19 protein-coding genes are annotated in these 19,040 nt (G+C 72.6%); 5 read left to right on the forward strand and 14 right to left on the reverse strand.

The window, feature by feature from the left end; all coding sequences use genetic code 11:
• Window positions 1-24: 24 nt before the first annotated feature.
• The 3 genes from CHR28_RS28560 to glnA form a co-directional block, all read right to left on the reverse strand.
• Window positions 25-396, reverse strand: coding sequence for a signal peptidase I (locus CHR28_RS28560; protein WP_094056586.1), 372 nt, complete (start codon window positions 394-396; stop codon window positions 25-27).
• Between the two features lie 31 nt (window positions 397-427).
• Entirely contained in the window at window positions 428-700 is a 273-nt protein-coding gene (locus CHR28_RS28565; RefSeq protein ID WP_094056587.1) for an SCO2583/SCO2584 N-terminal domain-containing protein, read from the reverse strand.
• 124 nt (window positions 701-824) lie between these two features.
• Entirely contained in the window at window positions 825-2,234 is a 1,410-nt protein-coding gene (glnA, locus tag CHR28_RS28570; RefSeq protein WP_094056588.1) for a type I glutamate--ammonia ligase, read from the reverse strand.
• Window positions 2,235-2,444: 210 nt separating this feature from the next.
• Here glnA and CHR28_RS28575 point away from each other — a divergent pair, with 210 nt between their 5' ends.
• Window positions 2,445-2,912 carry an RDD family protein gene (locus tag CHR28_RS28575; protein WP_094056589.1) on the forward strand — a complete coding sequence of 156 codons (468 nt, stop codon included), beginning with the start codon at window positions 2,445-2,447 and terminating at the stop codon, window positions 2,910-2,912.
• Between the two features lie 161 nt (window positions 2,913-3,073).
• Here CHR28_RS28575 and CHR28_RS28580 read toward each other — a convergent pair whose 3' ends face one another.
• The 4 genes from CHR28_RS28580 to lipB all read right to left on the reverse strand — a co-directional run bounded on the left by CHR28_RS28580 (window position 3,074) and on the right by lipB (window position 6,187).
• On the reverse strand, window positions 3,074-3,775 hold the full coding sequence (locus tag CHR28_RS28580) for a DUF4191 domain-containing protein (RefSeq protein ID WP_094056590.1): 702 nt from the start codon (window positions 3,773-3,775) through the stop codon (window positions 3,074-3,076).
• A 76-nt stretch (window positions 3,776-3,851) separates the two neighbouring features.
• Window positions 3,852-4,064 (reverse strand): SCO2195 family GlnR-regulated protein, encoded by a 213-nt coding sequence (locus tag CHR28_RS28585; RefSeq protein ID WP_094056591.1) that lies wholly within the window; start codon window positions 4,062-4,064, stop codon window positions 3,852-3,854.
• A gap of 261 nt (window positions 4,065-4,325) precedes the next feature.
• A complete protein-coding gene (lipA, locus tag CHR28_RS28590; RefSeq protein WP_094056592.1) occupies window positions 4,326-5,291 on the reverse strand; it encodes a lipoyl synthase in 966 nt (321 codons plus the stop codon).
• 95 nt (window positions 5,292-5,386) lie between these two features.
• On the reverse strand, window positions 5,387-6,187 hold the full coding sequence (lipB, locus tag CHR28_RS28595; RefSeq protein WP_094056593.1) for a lipoyl(octanoyl) transferase LipB: 801 nt from the start codon (window positions 6,185-6,187) through the stop codon (window positions 5,387-5,389).
• Between the two features lie 238 nt (window positions 6,188-6,425).
• Between lipB and CHR28_RS28600 the strand changes: the two genes are divergently transcribed.
• Window positions 6,426-7,904: a regulator gene (locus CHR28_RS28600; RefSeq protein ID WP_094056594.1), complete on the forward strand. Its 1,479-nt coding sequence runs from the start codon at window positions 6,426-6,428 to the stop codon at window positions 7,902-7,904.
• Between the two features lie 87 nt (window positions 7,905-7,991).
• Here CHR28_RS28600 and CHR28_RS28605 read toward each other — a convergent pair whose 3' ends face one another.
• Together CHR28_RS28605 and CHR28_RS28610 are read right to left on the reverse strand one after the other, a co-directional pair.
• Complete coding sequence (locus tag CHR28_RS28605; protein ID WP_094056595.1) at window positions 7,992-9,407, reverse strand: NAD(P)/FAD-dependent oxidoreductase; 1,416 nt, start codon at window positions 9,405-9,407, stop codon at window positions 7,992-7,994.
• A 180-nt stretch (window positions 9,408-9,587) separates the two neighbouring features.
• On the reverse strand, window positions 9,588-10,484 hold the full coding sequence (locus CHR28_RS28610; protein WP_179272591.1) for a TIGR01777 family oxidoreductase: 897 nt from the start codon (window positions 10,482-10,484) through the stop codon (window positions 9,588-9,590).
• A gap of 70 nt (window positions 10,485-10,554) precedes the next feature.
• On the opposite strand from CHR28_RS28610, the gene CHR28_RS28615 reads away from it, so the two are divergent.
• Entirely contained in the window at window positions 10,555-11,043 is a 489-nt protein-coding gene (locus tag CHR28_RS28615) for a GNAT family N-acetyltransferase (RefSeq protein WP_094056596.1), read from the forward strand.
• A 16-nt stretch (window positions 11,044-11,059) separates the two neighbouring features.
• On the opposite strand, the gene CHR28_RS28620 is transcribed toward CHR28_RS28615, so the two are convergent.
• Window positions 11,060-12,244 (reverse strand): MarP family serine protease, encoded by a 1,185-nt coding sequence (locus tag CHR28_RS28620; RefSeq protein ID WP_094056597.1) that lies wholly within the window; start codon window positions 12,242-12,244, stop codon window positions 11,060-11,062.
• Between the two features lie 260 nt (window positions 12,245-12,504).
• Here CHR28_RS28620 and CHR28_RS28625 point away from each other — a divergent pair, with 260 nt between their 5' ends.
• Together CHR28_RS28625 and CHR28_RS28630 are read left to right on the forward strand one after the other, a co-directional pair.
• Window positions 12,505-13,356, forward strand: a complete 852-nt coding sequence (locus CHR28_RS28625; RefSeq protein ID WP_256984462.1) for a peptidoglycan recognition protein family protein — start codon at window positions 12,505-12,507, stop codon at window positions 13,354-13,356.
• Window positions 13,344-13,574: a hypothetical protein gene (locus CHR28_RS28630; protein ID WP_373453396.1), complete on the forward strand. Its 231-nt coding sequence runs from the start codon at window positions 13,344-13,346 to the stop codon at window positions 13,572-13,574. The genes CHR28_RS28625 and CHR28_RS28630 overlap by 13 nt, the downstream gene beginning before the upstream one ends.
• On the opposite strand, the gene CHR28_RS28635 is transcribed toward CHR28_RS28630, so the two are convergent.
• The 4 genes from CHR28_RS28635 to CHR28_RS28650 all read right to left on the reverse strand — a co-directional run bounded on the left by CHR28_RS28635 (window position 13,564) and on the right by CHR28_RS28650 (window position 18,790).
• On the reverse strand, window positions 13,564-14,082 hold the full coding sequence (locus CHR28_RS28635; protein ID WP_094056600.1) for a DUF4240 domain-containing protein: 519 nt from the start codon (window positions 14,080-14,082) through the stop codon (window positions 13,564-13,566). The genes CHR28_RS28630 and CHR28_RS28635 overlap by 11 nt on opposite strands.
• Window positions 14,083-14,138: 56 nt before the next feature.
• Entirely contained in the window at window positions 14,139-15,125 is a 987-nt protein-coding gene (locus tag CHR28_RS28640) for a helix-turn-helix transcriptional regulator (RefSeq protein ID WP_094056601.1), read from the reverse strand.
• Window positions 15,126-15,196: 71 nt separating this feature from the next.
• Entirely contained in the window at window positions 15,197-17,899 is a 2,703-nt protein-coding gene (gene aceE / locus CHR28_RS28645) for a pyruvate dehydrogenase (acetyl-transferring), homodimeric type (RefSeq protein WP_094056602.1), read from the reverse strand.
• Between the two features lie 267 nt (window positions 17,900-18,166).
• The gene (locus tag CHR28_RS28650) at window positions 18,167-18,790 is read right to left on the reverse strand and encodes a GntR family transcriptional regulator (RefSeq protein WP_094056603.1); all 624 of its coding nucleotides are present in this window, start codon (window positions 18,788-18,790) and stop codon (window positions 18,167-18,169) included.
• Window positions 18,791-19,040: the final 250 nt, after the last annotated feature.

Genomic DNA, 19,040 nt, shown 5'->3' on the forward strand with positions numbered 1-19,040 from the left:
CCGCCCCCGGGCCCGGCAGGGACGTCAGCCGCCGCCCGCCACCGCGTACCCGGGTACGGAGGGCCACCGCACGGTGAGCACCACCGACTCCTCCTCCGCGTACCAGGAGTGATCGACACCGGGTCCCCACACGACGTAGTCCCCCTGCCGCTCCAGCACCACGCTGCGCCCCGGCAACTCGACCCGGAACCGCCCGCTGATCAGCACGAGCACCGCTGTGCGCTCCTCACCGCGCACCCACTCGGCCCGCTCGTCCCCGCGGGGGTGCACGCCCCACTTCACCTCCACGGCGTCACTGTGCCGTGGATCTCCCGCGTCCTTGAAGTGCCCGAGGATCCACCCCCGGTCCAGGGCGGCGTCCTCGTCCGCGTTGCCTGTGTACACGCTGTCGCTCACGGGGGCGGACTCCAGCAGTGGCGGTCAATTGTCAAGGCGCGCGGAAGTTGATGTAGCCGAGCAGGACGATCAGTGCCGCCATGCTGCCGAGGACCACGGCCGTCGAGACCCAGGACGAGCGCGCGGCCCGCCGGCGCGGCCGTCCGTGCTCCGGATCGGGCCGGAACGGCACGGGCCCGGGCGGGTTGTGCTTCCACCGCGCGGCGAGCATCCGGGCCCGCGCGGAGGGCTCCTTGTGCTCGGCGCCGTCCGCCCAGCGGAGATCGAACTCGCGCTCCTGGCCGTCCTGTTCGTGCTCGGGCATCACCGCTCCACCCCCGTGTGGTCCTGCCCACAGAATAGAACAAACGCCCGCGCCCCCGCTGCGCGAGGCACAGCGGGGGCACGGACGTTCGATCCGCCCCGGTCAGGCGTCGACCGGGCGTCGATCACACGTCGAAGTACAGCTCGAACTCGTGCGGGTGCGGACGCAGCTGCAGCGGCGCGATCTCGTTCGTGCGCTTGAAGTCGATCCACGTCTCGATCAGGTCCGGCGTGAACACGTCGCCCTGGAGGAGGAACTCGTGGTCGGCCTCCAGCGAGTCCAGGACCGCCGGGAGCGAGGTCGGGACCTGCGGGACGCCCGCGTGCTCCTCGGGGGCCAGCTCGTAGAGGTCCTTGTCGATCGGCTCGGCCGGCTCGATCTTGTTCTTGATGCCGTCCAGGCCCGCGAGCAGCAGCGCCGAGAAGGCCAGGTACGGGTTGCCGGAGGAGTCGGGCGCGCGGAACTCGACGCGCTTGGCCTTCGGGTTCGAGCCCGTGATCGGGATACGCATGGCCGCGGAGCGGTTGCGCTGCGAGTACACCAGGTTGACCGGGGCCTCGAAGCCGGGCACCAGGCGGTGGTACGAGTTCACCGTCGGGTTGGTGAAGGCCAGCAGCGACGGAGCGTGCTTGAGGATGCCGCCGATGTAGTAGCGGGCGGTGTCCGACAGGCCCGCGTAACCGGCCTCGTCGTAGAACAGGGGCTGGCCGCCGGTCCACAGCGACTGGTGGACGTGCATGCCCGAGCCGTTGTCACCGAAGATCGGCTTCGGCATGAAGGTCGCGGTCTTGCCGTTCTTCCACGCCACGTTCTTCACGATGTACTTGAAGAGCTGGAGGTCGTCGGCGGCGGCGAGCAGCGTGTTGAACTTGTAGTTGATCTCGGCCTGGCCGGCGGTGCCCACCTCGTGGTGCTGGCGCTCGACCTTCAGGCCGGCCCGCTCCAGCTCCAGGGAGATCTCGGCACGCAGGTCGGCGAAGTGGTCGACCGGCGGGACCGGGAAGTAGCCGCCCTTGTACCGGACCTTGTAACCACGGTTGTCCTCCAGGGCGCCGGTGTTCCAGGCACCCGCCTCGGAGTCGATGTGGTAGAAGGACTCGTTCGCGCTGGTCGCGAAGCGGACGGAGTCGAAGACGTAGAACTCGGCCTCGGGGCCGAAGTACGCAGTGTCGGCGATCCCGGTGGAGGCGAGGTAGGCCTCGGCCTTCTTCGCCACGTTGCGCGGGTCACGGGAGTACTGCTCGCCCGTGATCGGGTCGTGGATGAAGAAGTTGATGTTCAGCGTCTTGTCACGGCGGAACGGGTCGACCCGGGCGGTCGACAGGTCCGCGCGCAGCGCCATGTCGGACTCGTGAATGGCCTGGAAACCCCGGATCGAGGAGCCGTCGAAGGCGAGCTCCTCGTCAGCGTCGAACGCCTCCGCAGGCACCGTGAAGTGCTGCATCACGCCCGGGAGGTCGCAGAAGCGGACGTCGATGAACTTGACGTCCTCGTCCGCGATGAACTTCTTGGCCTCGTCGGCGTTCTGGAACATCCAGCTCCTCCTACTCCCGACCGTCCCGCCGGGGTGGTAGATCGATCGTGCGGCCAGTGCGGGTGGCACACGCTGACCTCGACCCTAGGGACGGGTGATTTCTCGGGCGTGACTCATTTGTTTCGCACAAGTTAACCGGACCTCCCTCCACCGTAGCCCCGACGCACCCCGGCCTGCCCTGGTCGATTCGGGGCGCAGTACCGTGGACGGGTGGACAACAGGCAAGCACTCGGATCGTGGCTCTCCGGGCCCCGCGCGGCCGCGGAAGAGGCCGGTGTCGACTTCGGATACCGGGGCGAGCAGCTCGGTCTGCCCGAGGAGGGGCCCGGCTCGATCGCCCGCCCGGGCCGCCGTCTGGGCGCCCTCGCCGTGGACTGGGGCCTGAGCCTGCTGATCGCATACGGCCTCATCACCCAGAGCTACACCGAGGCGGCACAGATCTGGGCGCCGCTCATCATGTTCGCGCTGATGGTGCTCACGATCGGTACGGTCGGCTTCACCCCGGGCAAGCGCCTGTTCGGTCTGCGGGTGCTCGCGCTGGACACCGGCCGCGTCAGCCCCTGGCGCTCCGCCCTGCGCACGGTCCTGCTGTTCCTGGCGATCCCGGCCCTGATCTGGGACCGCGACGGCCGCGGCCTGCACGACCGGCTCGCGGGCACCGTCGAGGTCCGTATCTAGTCGAGGCCGGCATCCAGCGGACGTCCCGTACCGCGCCGCACAGTCGCGACGACGTCGCCTACCGCGCCGCACATACGCCGACGTACCGCACCGCACAGACGCCGAAGGGGTGCCCGGAGTGATCCGGGCGCCCCTTCGGCGTCTCGCGTACGGGTGCGGGGTCAGCGGGCCTTGGGCCCGCCCTTCGGCAGCCGCATGCCCTTGGGCATCGGTCCCTTCGGCAGCGGCATGTTGCTCATCAGGTCGCCGAGGGCGCGCAGCCGGTCGTTGGTGGCGGTGACCTGGGGGCCGGTCAGCACGCGCGGCAGCTTCAGCATGGTCGTGCGCAGCTTCTTCAGCTCGACCTGGCCCTCGCCCGTGCCCACGACCAGGTCGTGCACGGGGACGTCCGCGACGATGCGGTTCATCTTGCGCTTCTCGGCGGCCAGCAGGGTCTTCACCCGGTTCGGGTTGCCCTCGGCCACCAGCACGATGCCGGCCTTGCCGACCGCGCGGTGCACCACGTCCTGGTTGCGGTTCATCGCCACCGCGGGGGTCGTCGTCCACCCCCGGCCGATGTTGTCGAGCACCGCCGCCGCGGCGCCGGGCTGGCCTTCCATCTGCCCGAAGGCGGCCCGCTCGGCCCGGCGCCCGAACACGATCGCCGTCGCGAGGAAGGCGAGCAGGAGGCCCAGGATGCCGAGATAGATGGGGTGACCGATCAAGAAACCGATCGCGAGGAAGACACCGAAGGTGACGATTCCGACAGCCGCGAGTACAAGACCGATCTTCTTGTCGGCCCTGCGGGTCATCTTGTAGGTAAGGGCGATCTGCTTCAGTCGCCCGGTGTTCGCAGCGTCCGCTGCGGTTTCCTTCCTCGCCATGCCACGAAGTCTACGTGGCCGCACAAGCGCGGACGACGGCAGTGTCCGCCGGGGCCCCGTGGGGGAGGGCCCGGACTCAGGGACGGACGGAGACGGACCGGGAAAGGGACTGCTCGAGGACGCGCTGCGCCTCGACCCGGTCCTTGGCGCGACGGCGGTCCTCCAGCACGGAGGTCCAGGCGTTGCGACGGGCGGTGCGCTGACCGCCGCTCATCAGCAGCGACTCCACGGCGCGCAGGGCGGTCGTGAAGGACGGGATCGCGGTGGCGCGAACAGGCGCGGCCTGCATGGGTGAGGTCCCCCCTCGGTCAGGGTGTACGTGCTGTGAGTCCAGCGTCACTGTTTGGTGTTACCAGGGCGTGACCGACCGGTCAAACACCCATGAAGCCCTGGCGGGGGGCGGTGAAACGCCGACGCGGCCCCGACGTGTGCCCTCATCTGCGAGGACGGTCGGGACCGCGTCATATCGGTCGCTACCGGCGGGTAGTCTCTTGTGCGCGAATTCACACGCTTGTCCCCGGCCGGACGGGGAGGGGGTGGTGACGGTTCGTCAGACGGCCTGGGCCGCGATGCGCGCGTCCCGCTGCTCCATGGCCATCCGGTACAGCCGCCCGGCGCGGTACGAGGAGCGCACCAGCGGGCCGGACATCACACCGGAGAAGCCGATCTGCTCGGCCTCCTGCTGCAGCTCCACGAACTCCTGCGGCTTGACCCAGCGCTCCACCGGGTGGTGCCGCACGGAGGGGCGCAGGTACTGCGTGATGGTGACCAGCTCGCAGCCCGCGTCGTGCAGCTGCTTCAGCGCGTCGCTGACCTCCTCGCGGGTCTCGCCCATGCCGAGGATCAGGTTCGACTTCGTGACCAGGCCGTAGTCGCGCGCCTCGGTGATGACCTTCAGGGAGCGCTCGTAGCGGAAGCCGGGGCGGATGCGCTTGAAGATCCGGGGGACCGTCTCGACGTTGTGCGCGAAGACCTCGGGGCGGGAGGAGAAGACCTCTTCGAGCTGCTCGGGGATCGCGTTGAAGTCGGGGGCCAGCAGCTCGACCTTGGTGTGGCCGCCCTCGCGGCCCGCGGTCTGCTGGTGGATCTGGCGGACCGTCTCCGCGTACAGCCAGGCGCCGCCGTCCTCCAGGTCGTCGCGGGCGACGCCGGTGATCGTGGCGTAGTTCAGGTCCATCGTGACCACGGACTCGCCGACGCGGCGGGGCTCGTCACGGTCGAGCGCCTCGGGCTTGCCGGTGTCGATCTGGCAGAAGTCGCAGCGCCGGGTGCACTGGTCGCCGCCGATGAGGAAGGTCGCCTCGCGGTCCTCCCAGCACTCGTAGATGTTCGGGCAGCCGGCTTCCTGGCAGACCGTGTGCAGGCCCTCGCTCTTCACGAGGTTCTGCATCTTCGTGTACTCGGGGCCCATTTTCGCCCGGGTCTTGATCCACTCGGGCTTGCGCTCGATGGGGGTCTGGCTGTTGCGGACCTCCAGGCGCAGCATCTTGCGTCCGTCGGGTGCGACTGCGGACACGACCGGCTCCCTAGCGTTTGATTCTTCGGCGTCCTCAAGGGTACGCCCGTCGATTTGAATGCCTGTGTGTGGTGTCAGCCCCTCCCCGGGCGCTTTTATGCCGCCGGCGTCCTCTCGATCTCGCGGGGCCGCAGCTCGGCGTTCTCCAGGACGTCCCGCAGGTGCCGCTCCACCACCGGCAGGACCTCCTCGATCGTGACGTCCCGGCCGAGCTCGCCGGCCAGCGAGGCCACGCCCGCGTCGCGGATGCCGCAGGGGATGATCCGGTCGAACCACTTGTTGTCGGGGTTCACGTTGAGCGCGAAGCCGTGCATGGTGACGCCCTTGGCGACCCGGATGCCGATGGCCGCGATCTTGCGGTCCTCCCGGCGCTGGCCCGCGTTGGACGGGGCGTACTCCGGGCCGTTCAGCCGGGGGTCGAAGTCCTCGTCCTGCAGGCGCGGGTCGAAGTCCAGCGACAGGCCGCCGAGCGCCGGGCGCTGCTCGACCGGGTCGCCCAGCACCCACACGCCGCTGCGGCCCTCGACCCGGGTGGTCTCCAGGCCGAACTCGGCGCAGGTGCGGATCAGGGCCTCTTCGAGGCGGCGGACGTGGGCCACGACGTCCACGGGCCGCGGGAGCTTCTGGATCGGGTAGCCGACAAGCTGGCCGGGGCCGTGCCAGGTGATCTTGCCGCCGCGGTCCACGTCGACGACCGGCGTGCCGTCGAGGGGCCGCTCGTTGTCCGCCGTGCGCCGGCCTGCCGTGTAGACCGGGGGGTGCTCCAGGAGCAGTACGGTGTCGGGGATCTCGTCGGCGAAGCGCGCCGCGTGCACCCGGCGCTGCTCGTCCCACGCCTCCTGGTACTCGACGGCCTCGTCACCGAACCCCATACGGACGAACCGCAACTCACTCACGGCAAGCGCCTCCCTCGAACGGGTGTGTAAGGCACGTATCGCGCCCAAGCCACTGTACGTCCGGCCCGTGCGCGTCAGTCCCGGGGTCAATCCTCACACGATCGGATGAATGTCCGGGAAAATGTGTGATGGGGTGCTTACTCTCCGCTACATTCGCGCCGTCCAGCAAGGCATAAGGCCTGCTCACAGGCAATCCGCGCACATCACGAAGGCCGGAAGGCAGGAGACCGCACCGCAGATGACGGAACGACCCGCGCAGCGCACCCCCAACCGACAGCTCGCCGCGCTCATCGCAGAAGCGGGGTTCTCCAACGCGGGACTCGCCCGTCGCGTGGACCAGCTCGGTCTCGAACACGGGCTCGACCTCAGATACGACAAGACATCCGTCACCCGGTGGCTGCGCGGCCAGCAGCCCCGCGGCACCACACCGGCGCTGATCGCCGAGGTCTTCACCCGGCGCCTCGGCCGCCGCCTGACCGCCCAGGACCTCGGCCTGGACGCCTGCGCCCCGGTCTACGCGGGCCTGGAGTTCGCCGCGACCCCCGAGGAGGCCGTCGACATCGTCAGCGGGCTGTGGCGCAAGGACTCCGGCAGCCACGCCGAGCTGCGCAAGATCGCCTTCACTCCCGCCGGGCTCGTCGTGCCCAGCCGCGACTGGCTGATCGGGCGGGCCGACGAGAAGGTCGCCCGGGGCGAGCAGCCCGCCGCCCGCATCCCGGCCCAGGGCCGCCCCGCCGCCCGCTTCCCGGTCACGGCCGAACAGGGTGTGCCGGTCCTGCCCCGCCAGCGCGGCGGGGCCGAGCGCGGACCCGGCCAGAAGGTCACCGCCGGGGACATCGCCGCCCTGCGCTCGGTCGGCGACCTGTTCCGCACGCTCGACGACGCCTACGGCGGCGGCCACGCCCGCCAGGCCCTCGTGCGCTACCTGGAGCACGAGTGCGAGCCCATGCTGCGCGGCACCTACGGCGAGCAGACCGGCCGCCGCCTCTTCGCGGCCGCCGCCGACCTGACCCGGCTGGCCGGCTGGACGTCGTACGACATCGCCGCGCACGGGCTCGCCCAGCGCTACTTCGTGCAGGCACTGCGGCTGTCCCAGGCGGCGGGCGACCGGGCCTTCGGGGCGTACGTGCTGGTCACGATGAGCCGCCAGGCCGTCTACCTCGGGCACGGGCGGGAGGCCGTCCAGCTGGCCCGGGTGGCCCAGCAGGGTGTCGGCACCTCCGGCCCGCCCGTCGTCCAGGCCCTGCTGCACGCCTCCGAGGCGCGCGGGCACGGCGTGCTCGGCGAGGTCCGGGCCTGCACGGCGGCCCTGGTCCGCGCCGAGCGCGCCCTGGAGACGGCCCGGCCCGGGGACGAGGTGCCGCACTGGGCGAGGTTCTTCGACGAGGCCCAGCTCGCCGACGAGTTCGGCCACTGCCACCGCGATCTGCAGCAGTTCCGCGCCGCCGCCCAGCACGCCGAGCGCTCACTGCAGCTGAGGGCCCCGTCCTACGCCCGCAGCCGCCTGTTCTGCCGGGTCGTCCTCGCCACCGCCCGCCTGGGCCTGGGCGAACTCGACCAGGCCTGCCAGCTGGCGGCGGAGGCGGCGGGCCAGGCGGCCGAGATGCGCTCGGTGCGGGCGGTGGAGTACGTGCGGGACTTCGAGCGCAGGCTGGAGCCGTACAAGGACGCGGCGCCGGTGCGCAGCTACCGCGACAAGGTGGCGGCCCTGGGGTAGCCGGCTCGGGGGCGCGGGGCCGTGTCGATGTGCGGCCGCGCCGCGTGGGCGCGGCCGGCCCCCGCGCACCCGCACCCGGGGAAGCGCCTACGCGGCCCTCGGCACGGTCGGCAGCGGATCGGCGGCATGCATCGACCGCCCCGCCCCCAGATCCGCCAGGATCGCCGCGGAAGCCCGGTGCCCGCTGTGCAGAGCCCCCTGCACCGTGCTGGTGTCCCGGTGGTCCCCGCACACGTACAGCCCCGCGAGCAACCGCACCGGCCGCCGCAGATCGTGCGGCGGCCGCATCGCGGGCACGGCCTGCGGGGTGTGGTGCACGGCCAGCGTCTCCCACCGCGCGGTCGACACCCCGTACAGCCGGGCCAGATGCATCCGCACGGCCGTGTCGACGTCCCCCGGCGGCCGTCCCAGCACGGTCGACGACACCAGCGTCCGTCCTGCCGGGGCCCGGGTCGGGTCGACCCGGCTGACCACCGCCGTGTGCGCGACCGGTCCGCCCAGGTCCGCGTCGAGCAGCAGCGACGCCCCCGTCCCCGGCGGCTCGTCGGTCGTGTGGTGCACCACCGTCACCGGGTGGAAATCCGGCACCCGCAGCCCGGGCAGGAGCTCGGCCGCGGCCCGGGCGTCCGTGGCCACCAGCACCGCCCGGCACCGGATCTCGCCGTGCTCCGCGGTGGTCACCGAGGTCGTCGACACGGACGTGACCCGTACGCCCGTGCGGACCGTGCCCGCCGGGAGCATCTGTGCCAGCCGCTCCGGCAGGGCCTCGGCACCGCCCTCCGGCACACACAGCCGGCCGCTCGCGAAGGCGCGCAGCGCCAGATCCGCGCACCGGCTGGACGTCGTCAGGTCCGGGTCGCACAACAGGGCGGCGAGCAGCGGGCGCAGGAAGCCGTCGATCGTACGGGCGGGCAGTCCGCGGGCCGCCAGGGCCTCACCGGCGGGCAACTCCGGCCGGGCCAGCAGCCGTTCGGCCGGGGTGCCCGCCAGCCGGGTCAGCGCGGCGCCCAGCCGCGCCTGGTCCACGGGCGTGCCGAGCGGGGCGCCGGACCGGCTCCGCGGCACGGAGACCTGCCGGCCGGGCACGGCCGCCGGCCTCCTGGGCGCCCTGGGGAGCCGGGGCGCGGACGGCGACCGGGGCGCGCTCGCCAGCGCGCGCACCGCGTGCAGTGCGCCCCGTGCGCCCCCTGCGCCGGGCTGGACGCCCGCGCGGTGGTGGCGGCCGTCGCCGTGCAGCAGGACACCGGGCGCGAAGGGCCGCAGGGCCAGCCCGCCGAGACCGGGTGTCAGTCGTAGTTCCGGATACGCCGTGGACAGCAACTGGCCGACCCGGTCGAGCCGGAAGCCGTCGATCTTCTCCGTCGCCATGCGGCCGCCGACACCGTGGGCGGCCTCCAGGACCATGGTCGTCACTCCTGCGCTGGTCAGCCGGTGCGCGGCCGAGAGTCCGGCGACCCCGGCCCCCACGACGACCACGTCCGCCTGGTACGCGGGCTCAAGCACGTGCCCCTCCTCGAGGTTGCGCGGGCGCTGGAGACGTCATGCCCTCAACAGGCCGCAGGGATACGCGAGTTCTGGTCGAGGGTAGGGCCGTGATCGGTCAGGGGGAGTCGCGCATCGACAGGGCACGGTCGCACAGCGGTCGCATACGGAGGCCGGGTGGGCGTGAAGTGGTCGCAGGGGTCACAGAGCCGCCCGGATCGCCCCCTCGATGTCCGGGAACGCGAACCGGAAACCCGACTCCAGCAGCCGCGTCGGCAGGACCCGGGCGCTGCCCAGGACGTCCCCGGCCATCTCGCCGAGCACCGACCGCAGCACGGGCGCGGGCACGGCGAACAGCGTCGGCCGGCGCAGCACCCGCCCCATCGCCGCCGTGATCTCACCGTTCGTCAGCGGGTTCGGCGCGGTGAGGTTGAACGGCCCCGACAGCCCGTCGGTGTCGATCAGATGCCGGATCGCGGCGACCTCGTCGTGCAGCGCGACGAACGACCAGTACTGCCGCCCGTCGCCCATCCGCCCGCCGAGGCCCGCCTGGAAGAGCGGGAACAGCCGCCCCCACGCCCCGCCGTGGCGGGAGACGACCAGGCCGGTCCGGGTGAACACCGTGCGGACCCCGGCCTGACGGGCGGGCTCCGCCGCCGCCTCCCACTCCACGCAGAGCTCGGGCAGGAAGCCCGTCCCGGGAGGCGCGTCCTCGTCCACCGCCCGGTCCCCGGTCTCGCCGTAGTAGCCGATGGCACTGCCGTTGACGAGGACCCGTGGCCGGTCCGCGTCGTCCAGTGAGGCGACCGCCCGGGCGAGCGCCGCCGTGCCGTTCACCCGGCTGTCGCGGATGCGCTGCTTGTAGGCGTCGGTCCAGCGGCGGTTGCCCACCCCGGCCCCCGCCAGATTCACCACCGCGTGGCAGCCGGCGAGCCCGGCCGCGTCCGCGCGCCCGCCCTCCGGGTCCCACCGGACCTCGTCCTCCGTGCGGGGCGTACGGCGCACCAGGCGCACCACTTCGTGCCCGTCCGCGGTCAGGGACCGCACCAGGGCGCTGCCGATGAGACCGGAAGCGCCGGTCACCGCGATGCGTCGCATGGCTCAATCTTGCCCGCCCACGGGGAAAAACCCCCGTCGGCGGAGCATGCGCCCGACGTAACGTGCCCCCATGCCGACTGCGCACATACGCCCCGCACGCCCCGAGGACGACGACGCCCTGGGGCGGCTCGACCGAGCCACCTGGTCTCCGCTGCACGCCGTCCAGCCCCGCCCCGAGCCGCCGTACGGGCCGTTCTTCAGCGAGCGGGGCCCGGCGGCGGAGTGCCTCGTCGCCGAACTCGGCGGAACCCTCGCCGGCTATCTGCGGCTGGGCACGGCGACGCCGCTCGCCTGCAACGCCCACGTCCGGATGATCCGCGGGCTGGCCGTCGCCGAGGAGGCACGGGGGCAGGGCGTCGCCCGGGCCCTGCTGCGGGCGGCGGGCCAGGAGGCCCGGCGGCAGGGGGCGCGGCGCCTCACCCTGCGCGTCCTGGCACACAACGCTCCGGCCCGCGCGCTCTACGCGTCCGAGGGGTTCGCCGTGGAGGGAGTCCTGCCCGAGGAGTTCTTCCTCGACGGCGCGTACGTCGACGACGTGTTCATGGGCCGCTTCCTCTGAGCCCGGCGACCGTGCCCTAGGACTGTGCCGGCTCGCCCGTGTCCACCGGCGCCGTCGCGCCGGCCGCGCGCTCGGCGGCGGAGGCCACCTCGTCCGCCGTCAGCACGTAGCCCGTCTCGGCGTCGGAGGTGGAGCGGGCGAAGACCACGCCGAACACCCGGCCGTCCGTGGTCAGCAGGGGGCCGCCGGAGTTGCCGGGGCGGACCGTGGAGCGGATCGAGTAGATCTCGCGCACGGCCGTCCCGTCGTTGTAGATGTTCTGGCCCGTCGCCCGCACCCGGTTCGCGACCGTCGCCGCCTGGAGGTTCAGGTCGCCGTCCTCCGGATAGCCCGCCACCACCGCCGAATCGCCGCGCTCGGCGTCGTCGTCGAACCGGAGCACCGGCGCCTTCAGGCCCGGCACGTACAGCACGGCCACGTCCTTCTGCGGGTCGAAGAGCACCACCCGCGCCTCGTACGTCCGCCCGACCCCGCCGATCTGCACGGTCGGCTCGTCGATGCCGGCCACCACGTGCGCGTTGGTCATCACGTGCTCGCGCGCGTACACGAAGCCGCTGCCCTCGCGGCCCTGGGTGCCCGCGACGCCCTCGACCTTCACCGTGCTCCGCTTGGCGGCCTCGGTGGCGGCCGCCGTGACACTGTCGCCGGTGGGCTTGGCGACCTCGGCCGTCGACTCGTTCTCGAACGGGTTGAAGACCTGCGGGAAACCCGCCTGGGTCAGTGCCGAGGTGGCTTCCGAGAACCAGGCCGGAGTGGTGTCCGGCATCGTCCGCTGCACCGCGCCGAGCAGCCGGGAGTCCCGGATCGCCGAGGTGACCAGCGGTGACGAGGAGGCGCCCAGGACGCTCGCGGCCACCCACGCCACGATCAGCACGGCGACCGCGTTGGCCACGGCCCCGCCGATCCCGTCCGCCACCCTCAGCGGCCCCCGGTCCAGCTCCCGCCGCAGCCGCAGCGCCAGGCGCCCCGCCAGCTCGTGACCCACCACCGCCGGCAGCAGCACCGTGAACACCGCCGTCACCGTCGCCCGCGTCGTCCCCGGCTCCACCGAGTCCATGACCCACGGCAGGATCCACACGCCGACGGCCGCGCCGCCCACGAAGCCCGCCAGCGACACACAGCCGGCCACCAGCCCGCGCCGGTACCCGGACGCCGCGTAGGCCAGGACGACCAGCAACAGCAGGATGTCGAGCAGGTCCACGCAACGCCGCCTTTCTCTCGGAACCCTCTAGTACGTGGGGGAAGGGCCCGGTGATCAGTCACCCGCGCACGGATGACCGGAACCGGTCACGCGCGCGTGCACCCGGAGAAACGTCGCGGACCGTGACGATGGTTCCACCGGGTGGCACATCACACATCGCGGACGGACCGGATCGGGCCGACAGTGGGACCATGCGTGTCTTCCGAGGGCGGCGGGGTGCGCGGGGACGCCGCGCCGCCGGGACACCCGGCACGGCGGGTATGCCGCGCGCGGCCCGCGTGGCGCTCGGCTGCGTGCCGGGCGTGGCCGCCGTCGCCGCGCTGGTGCTGTGCGCCCACGGCGTGGAGAACGCCGCCGAGACCTCCGCCCGCGCCACCCCGGCCCGCTCCGCCGCCACGCCGTACACCGCCCCGCGGCCGCCCATCGTGCCGCGCTCGCACTGGCTGGGCGACGCCGCCCGCGACCAGCCCCGCCCGCGCTACGACGACCGGGTCGCCGCCGTCTTCGTCCACCACACCGACTCGCCCAACGGCTACGACTGCGCCGACGCGCCCCGCATCATCCGGGGCCTCTACACCGGGCAGACCGGCAGCCGGGACTGGGACGACATCGGCTACAACTTCGTCGTCGACCGCTGCGGCACCATCTACGAGGGCCGCGCCGGAGGCGTCGAACGGGCCGTCACCGGCGCGCACACCCAGGGCTTCAACCACCGCACCACCGGCATCGCCGCCCTCGGCACCTTCACCGCGGGCCTGCCCGTGCCCCGGGCCATGATCCACGCCATCGCCGCGCTCTCCGCCTGGAAGCTGGGCCTGACCGGCACCGACCCGCGGGCCGGCGTCCGCCTGGTCTCCAGCAACGGGCTGAGCCGCTACGCGGCCGGCACCACCGCCAGGCTGCCCGCCGTGGCCGGCCACAACGACGGGTACATGACCTCCTGCCCGGGCGCCGCCCTGCACGCCCGCCTGCCCGAGATCCGGCAGCTCGCCGCCCGGCTCCAGGGCCGGCCCGGCCCCGCACAGGAGGGCCACAGCGAACGCGCGGTGTCGTCACAACCGGGCCCCGTACCGTCGTCCCCTCGGACAGCCGACCGGAGGTGGGGACCTTGAACAGCAGCAGCGGTACGCGGGACGCCCGGGCGCGCACGCGGGGCCGGGCCCGCAGCCCGTGGGCGGTGTTCGGCGCGGTCCTGTCCGTCGTCCTGGGACCCGCCGCGGTGACCGCCTCCGCGCTCGGCCGGGCCAACGCGGCCCCGCTGCATCACGCGGTGCGGGCCGAGCGGACAGCCCGGCCCCGGCCGCCGCCGGGGCGCCTGATCAGCCCCTGAAGCGCTCCCAGAGCCGGGGATAGCGCTCCGCCAGCAGGCGCTCGTTCTCGAAGTCCAGCGGGGTGCCCTCCGGCTCGGCCGGCGGGGGCGGGAGCTCCAGATCGGGTGCGACCACGCCGGTGAGCTGCTCGTAGGCCTCGTCGGCCGCGTAGCCCAGCTCCTCGCCGTCGCCGTCGATCTCCTCGTCGAAGTCCCCGAGGAGGTCGGCGAGCCCGTCCGGGTCGTGCAGGGCGCCCTCGAAGACCTCCCGGCCCTGGCCGATCAGCCAGCACCGGAAGAAGTCGAAGGCGTCGTCGCTGGCCCCGTCGAGCAGCACCCACGCGGCGCCCCACAGGTCCCAGCGGTAGGCGCGGTTGTAACGGGACTCGAAGTGCCGGGCGAAGTCCAGGACCGAGTCCGGATCCAGCCGGGCGAGCCGCTCCACGAGCAGGTCCGCCTGCTCCTCCGGGTCGCCCTCGGCGGCCTCCCGGGCGTCGTCCACCAGCTCCCAGAACTCCGTCTCGTCCATCACGGGTCAAGCATCGGCCCTGGGGCACAGGGGCGCACCCGGAGTGCGCGGGATCGTTATGCGCCGCCCTCGGGACGGTAGAGGCGGGCCAGCCGCGCCGCGTCCGCCGAGAACCGCCGGCGCAGCCCCTCGGGCGCCAGCACCTCGGCCTCCGGGCCCAGCGCCGTCAGCTGGGTGTGGGCGACCTCCTCGGACTCCACCGGCAGATCCACCGTCACCCATCCGTCGCCGTCCGGCGCGCCCGCCTCCGCCAGGGCCTCCCGGGCCGACAGCGAGTCCAGCGCGTACGGCAGCCGGCGCACCCCCTCGGGGGAGAGACGCACCACGACCCGCGCGCGCAGGATGGACCGCGCGAACTGCTCCGCCCGCTCCTCCCAGAACGCGGGCAGGTCGAACTCCGGCTCCCGCTCGAAGCGCTCCACGCCCGGCTCCACCGCCGTGAACCGGTCGATCCGGTACACCCGGAAGGACGCGCCCCCGGCCACCCGCGCGCACAGGTACCAGACACCGGCCTTCAGCACGAGCCCGTACGGCTCCAGCTCCCGGGAGACCTCCTCCTCGCCGCGCCGGTAGCGGGCGCTGATCCGCCGGTCGTCCCACACCGCGTCCGCGACCGCCGGCAGCAGCGCGGGCGTCTTCGGCTCCTTGAACCAGTTCGGGGCGTCCAGGTGGAAGCGCTGCGCCGCCGTCCGGGACGCGTCCCGCAGCGACGGCAGCAGCGCCGCCGAGACCTTCAGCCGGGCCGCCGAGGCCGCGTCCTCCAGGCCCATCTCGCGCAGCGCCCCCGGCACCCCGGACAGGAACAGCGCCTCGGCCTCGCCGCGGTGCAGCCCGGTCAGCCGCGTCCGGTACCCGCCGACCAGCCGGTAGCCACCGGCCCGGCCCCGGTCCGCGTACACCGGCACACCCGCTTCCGACAGTGCCTGCGCGTCCCGCGTCACGGTCCGCTCCGACACCTCCAGCTCCTCGGCGAGCTCGGCGGCCGTCATGGAGGGCCGGGACTGGAGCAGCAACACCATCTTGATCAGCCGGGCAGCGCGCATGGCCACATCATGCAGCAGGCCCCCGCCGGGGCGGGGGCCTGCCGATCAACGGTCCGAGTCCGGGGGAGGACTCACAGACCGTACTTCTCGCGCGCTTCCTTCACGGACGCGGCCTTGACCTCGCCGCGCTTGGCGAGCTGGGCCAGGGCCGCGACGACGATGGACTCGGCGTCGACCCCGAAGTGGCGGCGGGCCGCCTCGCGGGTGTCCGACAGGCCGAAGCCGTCGGCGCCCAGCGAGGACCAGTCCTGCTCGACCCACTGCGCGATCTGGTCCGGGACCTGGCGCATGTAGTCGGAGACCGCCAGCACCGGGCCCTCGGCGCCCTGCAGCGCCTGCCGCACGAACGGCACCCGCTCCTCGCCGCGCAAGCCAGCCTCGTCCGCCTCCAGGGCGTCCCGGCGCAGCTCGCTCCAGGACGTCGCCGACCACACGTCGGCCGCCACGCCCCACTCGTCGGCGAGCAGCTGCTGCGCCTTGAGCGCCCAGTGGATGGCCGTGCCGGAGCCGAGCAGCTGGATCCGCGGGGCGTTCGCCGGCACGGTCACGCCCGCCGACTCCGCCGTGTTGAAGCGGTACAGGCCCTTGACGATGCCCTCGTCGATCCCGGCGACGGACGGCTTCGCCGGCTGCGGCAGCGGCTCGTTGTAGACGGTCAGGTAGTAGAAGACGTCCTGGTCCTCGCCCGGGGCGGCCTCGCCGTACATCCGGCGCAGACCCTCCTTGACGATGGCCGCGACCTCGTAGGCGAACGCCGGGTCGTACGTCAGGGCCGCCGGGTTGGTCGCGGCGATGACCGGGGAGTGGCCGTCGGCGTGCTGCAGGCCCTCACCGGTGAGCGTGGTGCGGCCGGCCGTGGCGCCGACGAGGAAGCCGCGGCCGAGCTGGTCGCCGAGCTGCCACATCTGGTCGGCCGTGCGCTGCCAGCCGAACATCGAGTAGAAGATGTAGAACGGGATCATCGTCTCGCCGTGCGTCGCGTACGACGTCGACGCGGCGATGAAGTCGGCCATCGAACCGGCCTCGGTGATCCCCTCGTTGAGGATCTGGCCGTTCTTGGCCTCCTTGTAGTACATCAGCTGGTCGCGGTCGACCGGCTCGTACGTCTGGCCCTTGGGCGAGTAGATGCCGAGCGAGGGGAACAGCGACTCCATGCCGAAGGTGCGCGCCTCGTCGGGGACGATCGGCACCCAGCGCTTGCCGGTCTCCTTGTCGCGGACCAGGTCCTTGACCAGGCGGACGAACGCCATGGTGGTGGCCACGTTCTGCGAGCCGGAGCCCTTGTCGAAGGAGGCGAACGCCTTCTCCGCGGGGGCGGGCAGCGGGGCGACCGGGTGCACGCGCCGGGCCGGGGCCGGACCGCCGAGGGCGGCACGCCGCTCCTGGAGGTAGCGGACCTCGGGGGAGTCGGCGCCCGGGTGGCCGTAGGGGACCACGCCGTCGACGAAGTCGCTGTCCTTGATCGGCAGGCCGAGCAGGTCGCGCATGTTCTTGAACTCGTCCACCGAGAGCTTCTTCATCTGGTGGTTGGCGTTCTTCGACGCGAAGCCCTCGCCGAGGGTGTGGCCCTTGACCGTCTGGGCCAGGATCACGGTCGGCGCGCCCTTGTGCTCGACGGCGGCCTTGTACGCGGCGTACACCTTGCGCGCCTCGTGACCACCGCGCGAGAAGTGGAAACACTCGAGGATCTTGTCGTCGCTCAGCAGCTTCGCCAGCTCCACCAGCGCCGGGTCGGCGCCGAAGAAGTCCTGGCGGATGTAGGCCGCGTCGCGCGTCTGGTACGTCTGGATCTGCGCGTCCGGTACCTGGCGCAGCCGGCGTACGAGCGCGCCCGTGGTGTCGAGCTGGAACAGCTCGTCCCAGGCCGTGCCCCACAGCGTCTTGATCACGTTCCAGCCGGCGCCGCGGAACTGGGCCTCCAGCTCCTGCACGATCTTGAAGTTGGCGCGGACCGGGCCGTCCAGGCGCTGCAGGTTGCAGTTGATGACGAAGGTGAGGTTGTCGAGCTCCTCACGGGCCGCCAGCGCCAGGGCCGCCGTCGACTCGGGCTCGTCCATCTCGCCGTCGCCGAGGAACGCCCACACGTGCGAGGCGGAGGTGTCCTTGATGCCGCGGTTGGTCAGGTAGCGGTTGAAGCGCGCCTGGTAGATGGCCGACAGCGGGCCGAGGCCCATGGAGACCGTCGGGAACTCCCACAGCCAGGGCAGGCGGCGCGGGTGCGGGTAGGAGGGCAGGCCGTTGCCCCCCGCCTCGCGGCGGAAGTTGTCGAGCTGCTCCTCGCTGAGCCGGCCGTCGAGGAACGCGCGGGCGTAGATGCCGGGGGAGGCGTGGCCCTGGATGTAGAGCTGGTCGCCGGAGCCGTCGGCCTCTTTGCCCTTGAAGAAGTGGTTGAAGCCGGTCTCGTAGAGCCAGGCGGCGGAGGCGAAGGTGGCGATGTGGCCGCCGACGCCGTACTTGCTGCCCCGGGTCACCATCGCGGCCGCGTTCCAGCGGTTCCACGCGGTGATCCGCTGCTCCATCGCCTCGTCACCGGGCACGTCCGGCTCGGCGGAGGTCGGGATGGAGTTGACGTAGTCGGTCTCGAGGAGCTTCGGCAGCGCGATGCCGGCGCCCTCGGCGCGCTCCAGCGTGCGGCGCATCAGGTACGCGGCACGGTGCGGCCCGGCTGCCTTGGCGACCGCGTCCAGGGAGGCCTGCCATTCGGCGGTCTCCTCCGGGTCCCGGTCGGGGAGCTGGTCGAGCTCGCTCGGCTGGATGGCGTTGGGGTCGGTCATGTCGCCGCCTTCCTCAGTCGAAGGGGGTTCCCTCACGTAAGGGGATCGGGGGTGCCCTTGGTCTTTGGCAGGACAGGGCTGGGGCTCGGGTGGCAAGCCCGTCGGCGACTGTAACTCCCTGATCGATGATCGATCAAAGGGTTGAGGGGGAAAACCTCTTGATCACGAGAAAGTAGGCACGCGGTGCCTCCGACGATGGCACGCGGTGACGGATTTCGGCGTGATTTTCGCAGGTCGGAGGCGTTTGAGCGGGGTGGCGCTCGGGTGTCACGCCCGGGGCGCGCAGCCCAGCACGTGCGCCTTCACGAGTTCCGCGATCCGGGGGTCGCGGCGCTTGAAGGCGGCCACCAGCTCCTCGTGCTCCTCCGCGTACGACTGCTGCCGCGTGCCCAGCCAGCGGATGGACAGGGCCGTGAACACCTCGATGCCCAGGCCCTCCCAGGTGTGCAGCAGCACGGAGTTCCCGGCGGCGCGGACCAGCTCGCGGTGGAAGGCGACGGTGTGCCGGACCTGGGCCGTGCCGTCGGACATGCGGTCGGCCTCGTACAGGGCGCTGACGTGCGGTTCCAGCGCCGAGCAGTCCTCCGCGAGGGAGCGGGCCGCCAGCTCCGCCGCGATGGCCTCCAGACCGGCCCGGACCGGGTAGCTCTCCTCCAGGTCGGCGGCCGTCAGGTTGCGCACGCGCACGCCCTTGTTCGGGGCGGACTCGATCAGGCGCAGCGACTCCAGTTCGCGCAGGGCCTCGCGGACCGGGGTCTGGCTGACCTCCAGCTCGGTCGCGATCCGGCGCTCCACGATCCGCTCGCCCGGCTGCCAGCGGCCGCTGATGATGCCCTCCAGGATGTGCTCGCGGATCTGCTCGCGCAGCGAGTGGATGACGGGCGCGGTCATTGAGGGCTCCTCGGTCGGGATCGACGCTTAGACAATACGGCCGGTTCGCTCCGCGGGTGGGGCCGACGAGCGTGCTTGCACGCAGGTGAGACATGTTGCACATGGTGTGTGTGGCACCTGGCGGCCCGGGCTGCTCCGCGCGTGGGCGACTGCCCGTCGTCCGTGGCTCGTCGCGCCCACGCGGCGGAGCCGCACATGTCACGGCCCCGCGCCCCTCGGGTACGACGGTGCCCCGCTCGGGACATCCGAA

The organism is Streptomyces sp. XY006, assembly GCF_002237655.1.
Lineage (GTDB): Bacteria > Actinomycetota > Actinomycetes > Streptomycetales > Streptomycetaceae > Streptomyces > Streptomyces levis.

What these genes read in the sequence shown, in the direction of transcription:
- CHR28_RS28565 (WP_094056587.1), bottom strand. Translation starts at nt 700, where the DNA reads ATGCCCGAGCACGAACAGGACGGCCAGGAGCGCGAGTTCGATCTCCGC.
- glnA (WP_094056588.1), bottom strand. Translation starts at nt 2,234, where the DNA reads ATGTTCCAGAACGCCGACGAGGCCAAGAAGTTCATCGCGGACGAGGAC.
- CHR28_RS28580 (WP_094056590.1), bottom strand. Translation starts at nt 3,775, where the DNA reads ATGGCGAGGAAGGAAACCGCAGCGGACGCTGCGAACACCGGGCGACTG.
- CHR28_RS28585 (WP_094056591.1), bottom strand. Translation starts at nt 4,064, where the DNA reads ATGCAGGCCGCGCCTGTTCGCGCCACCGCGATCCCGTCCTTCACGACC.
- CHR28_RS28600 (WP_094056594.1), top strand. Translation starts at nt 6,426, where the DNA reads ATGACGGAACGACCCGCGCAGCGCACCCCCAACCGACAGCTCGCCGCG.
- CHR28_RS28610 (WP_179272591.1), bottom strand. Translation starts at nt 10,484, where the DNA reads ATGCGACGCATCGCGGTGACCGGCGCTTCCGGTCTCATCGGCAGCGCC.
- CHR28_RS28615 (WP_094056596.1), top strand. Translation starts at nt 10,555, where the DNA reads ATGCCGACTGCGCACATACGCCCCGCACGCCCCGAGGACGACGACGCC.
- CHR28_RS28625 (WP_256984462.1), top strand. Translation starts at nt 12,505, where the DNA reads ATGCCGCGCGCGGCCCGCGTGGCGCTCGGCTGCGTGCCGGGCGTGGCC.
- CHR28_RS28635 (WP_094056600.1), bottom strand. Translation starts at nt 14,082, where the DNA reads ATGGACGAGACGGAGTTCTGGGAGCTGGTGGACGACGCCCGGGAGGCC.
- CHR28_RS28640 (WP_094056601.1), bottom strand. Translation starts at nt 15,125, where the DNA reads ATGCGCGCTGCCCGGCTGATCAAGATGGTGTTGCTGCTCCAGTCCCGG.
- aceE (WP_094056602.1), bottom strand. Translation starts at nt 17,899, where the DNA reads ATGACCGACCCCAACGCCATCCAGCCGAGCGAGCTCGACCAGCTCCCC.
- CHR28_RS28650 (WP_094056603.1), bottom strand. Translation starts at nt 18,790, where the DNA reads ATGACCGCGCCCGTCATCCACTCGCTGCGCGAGCAGATCCGCGAGCAC.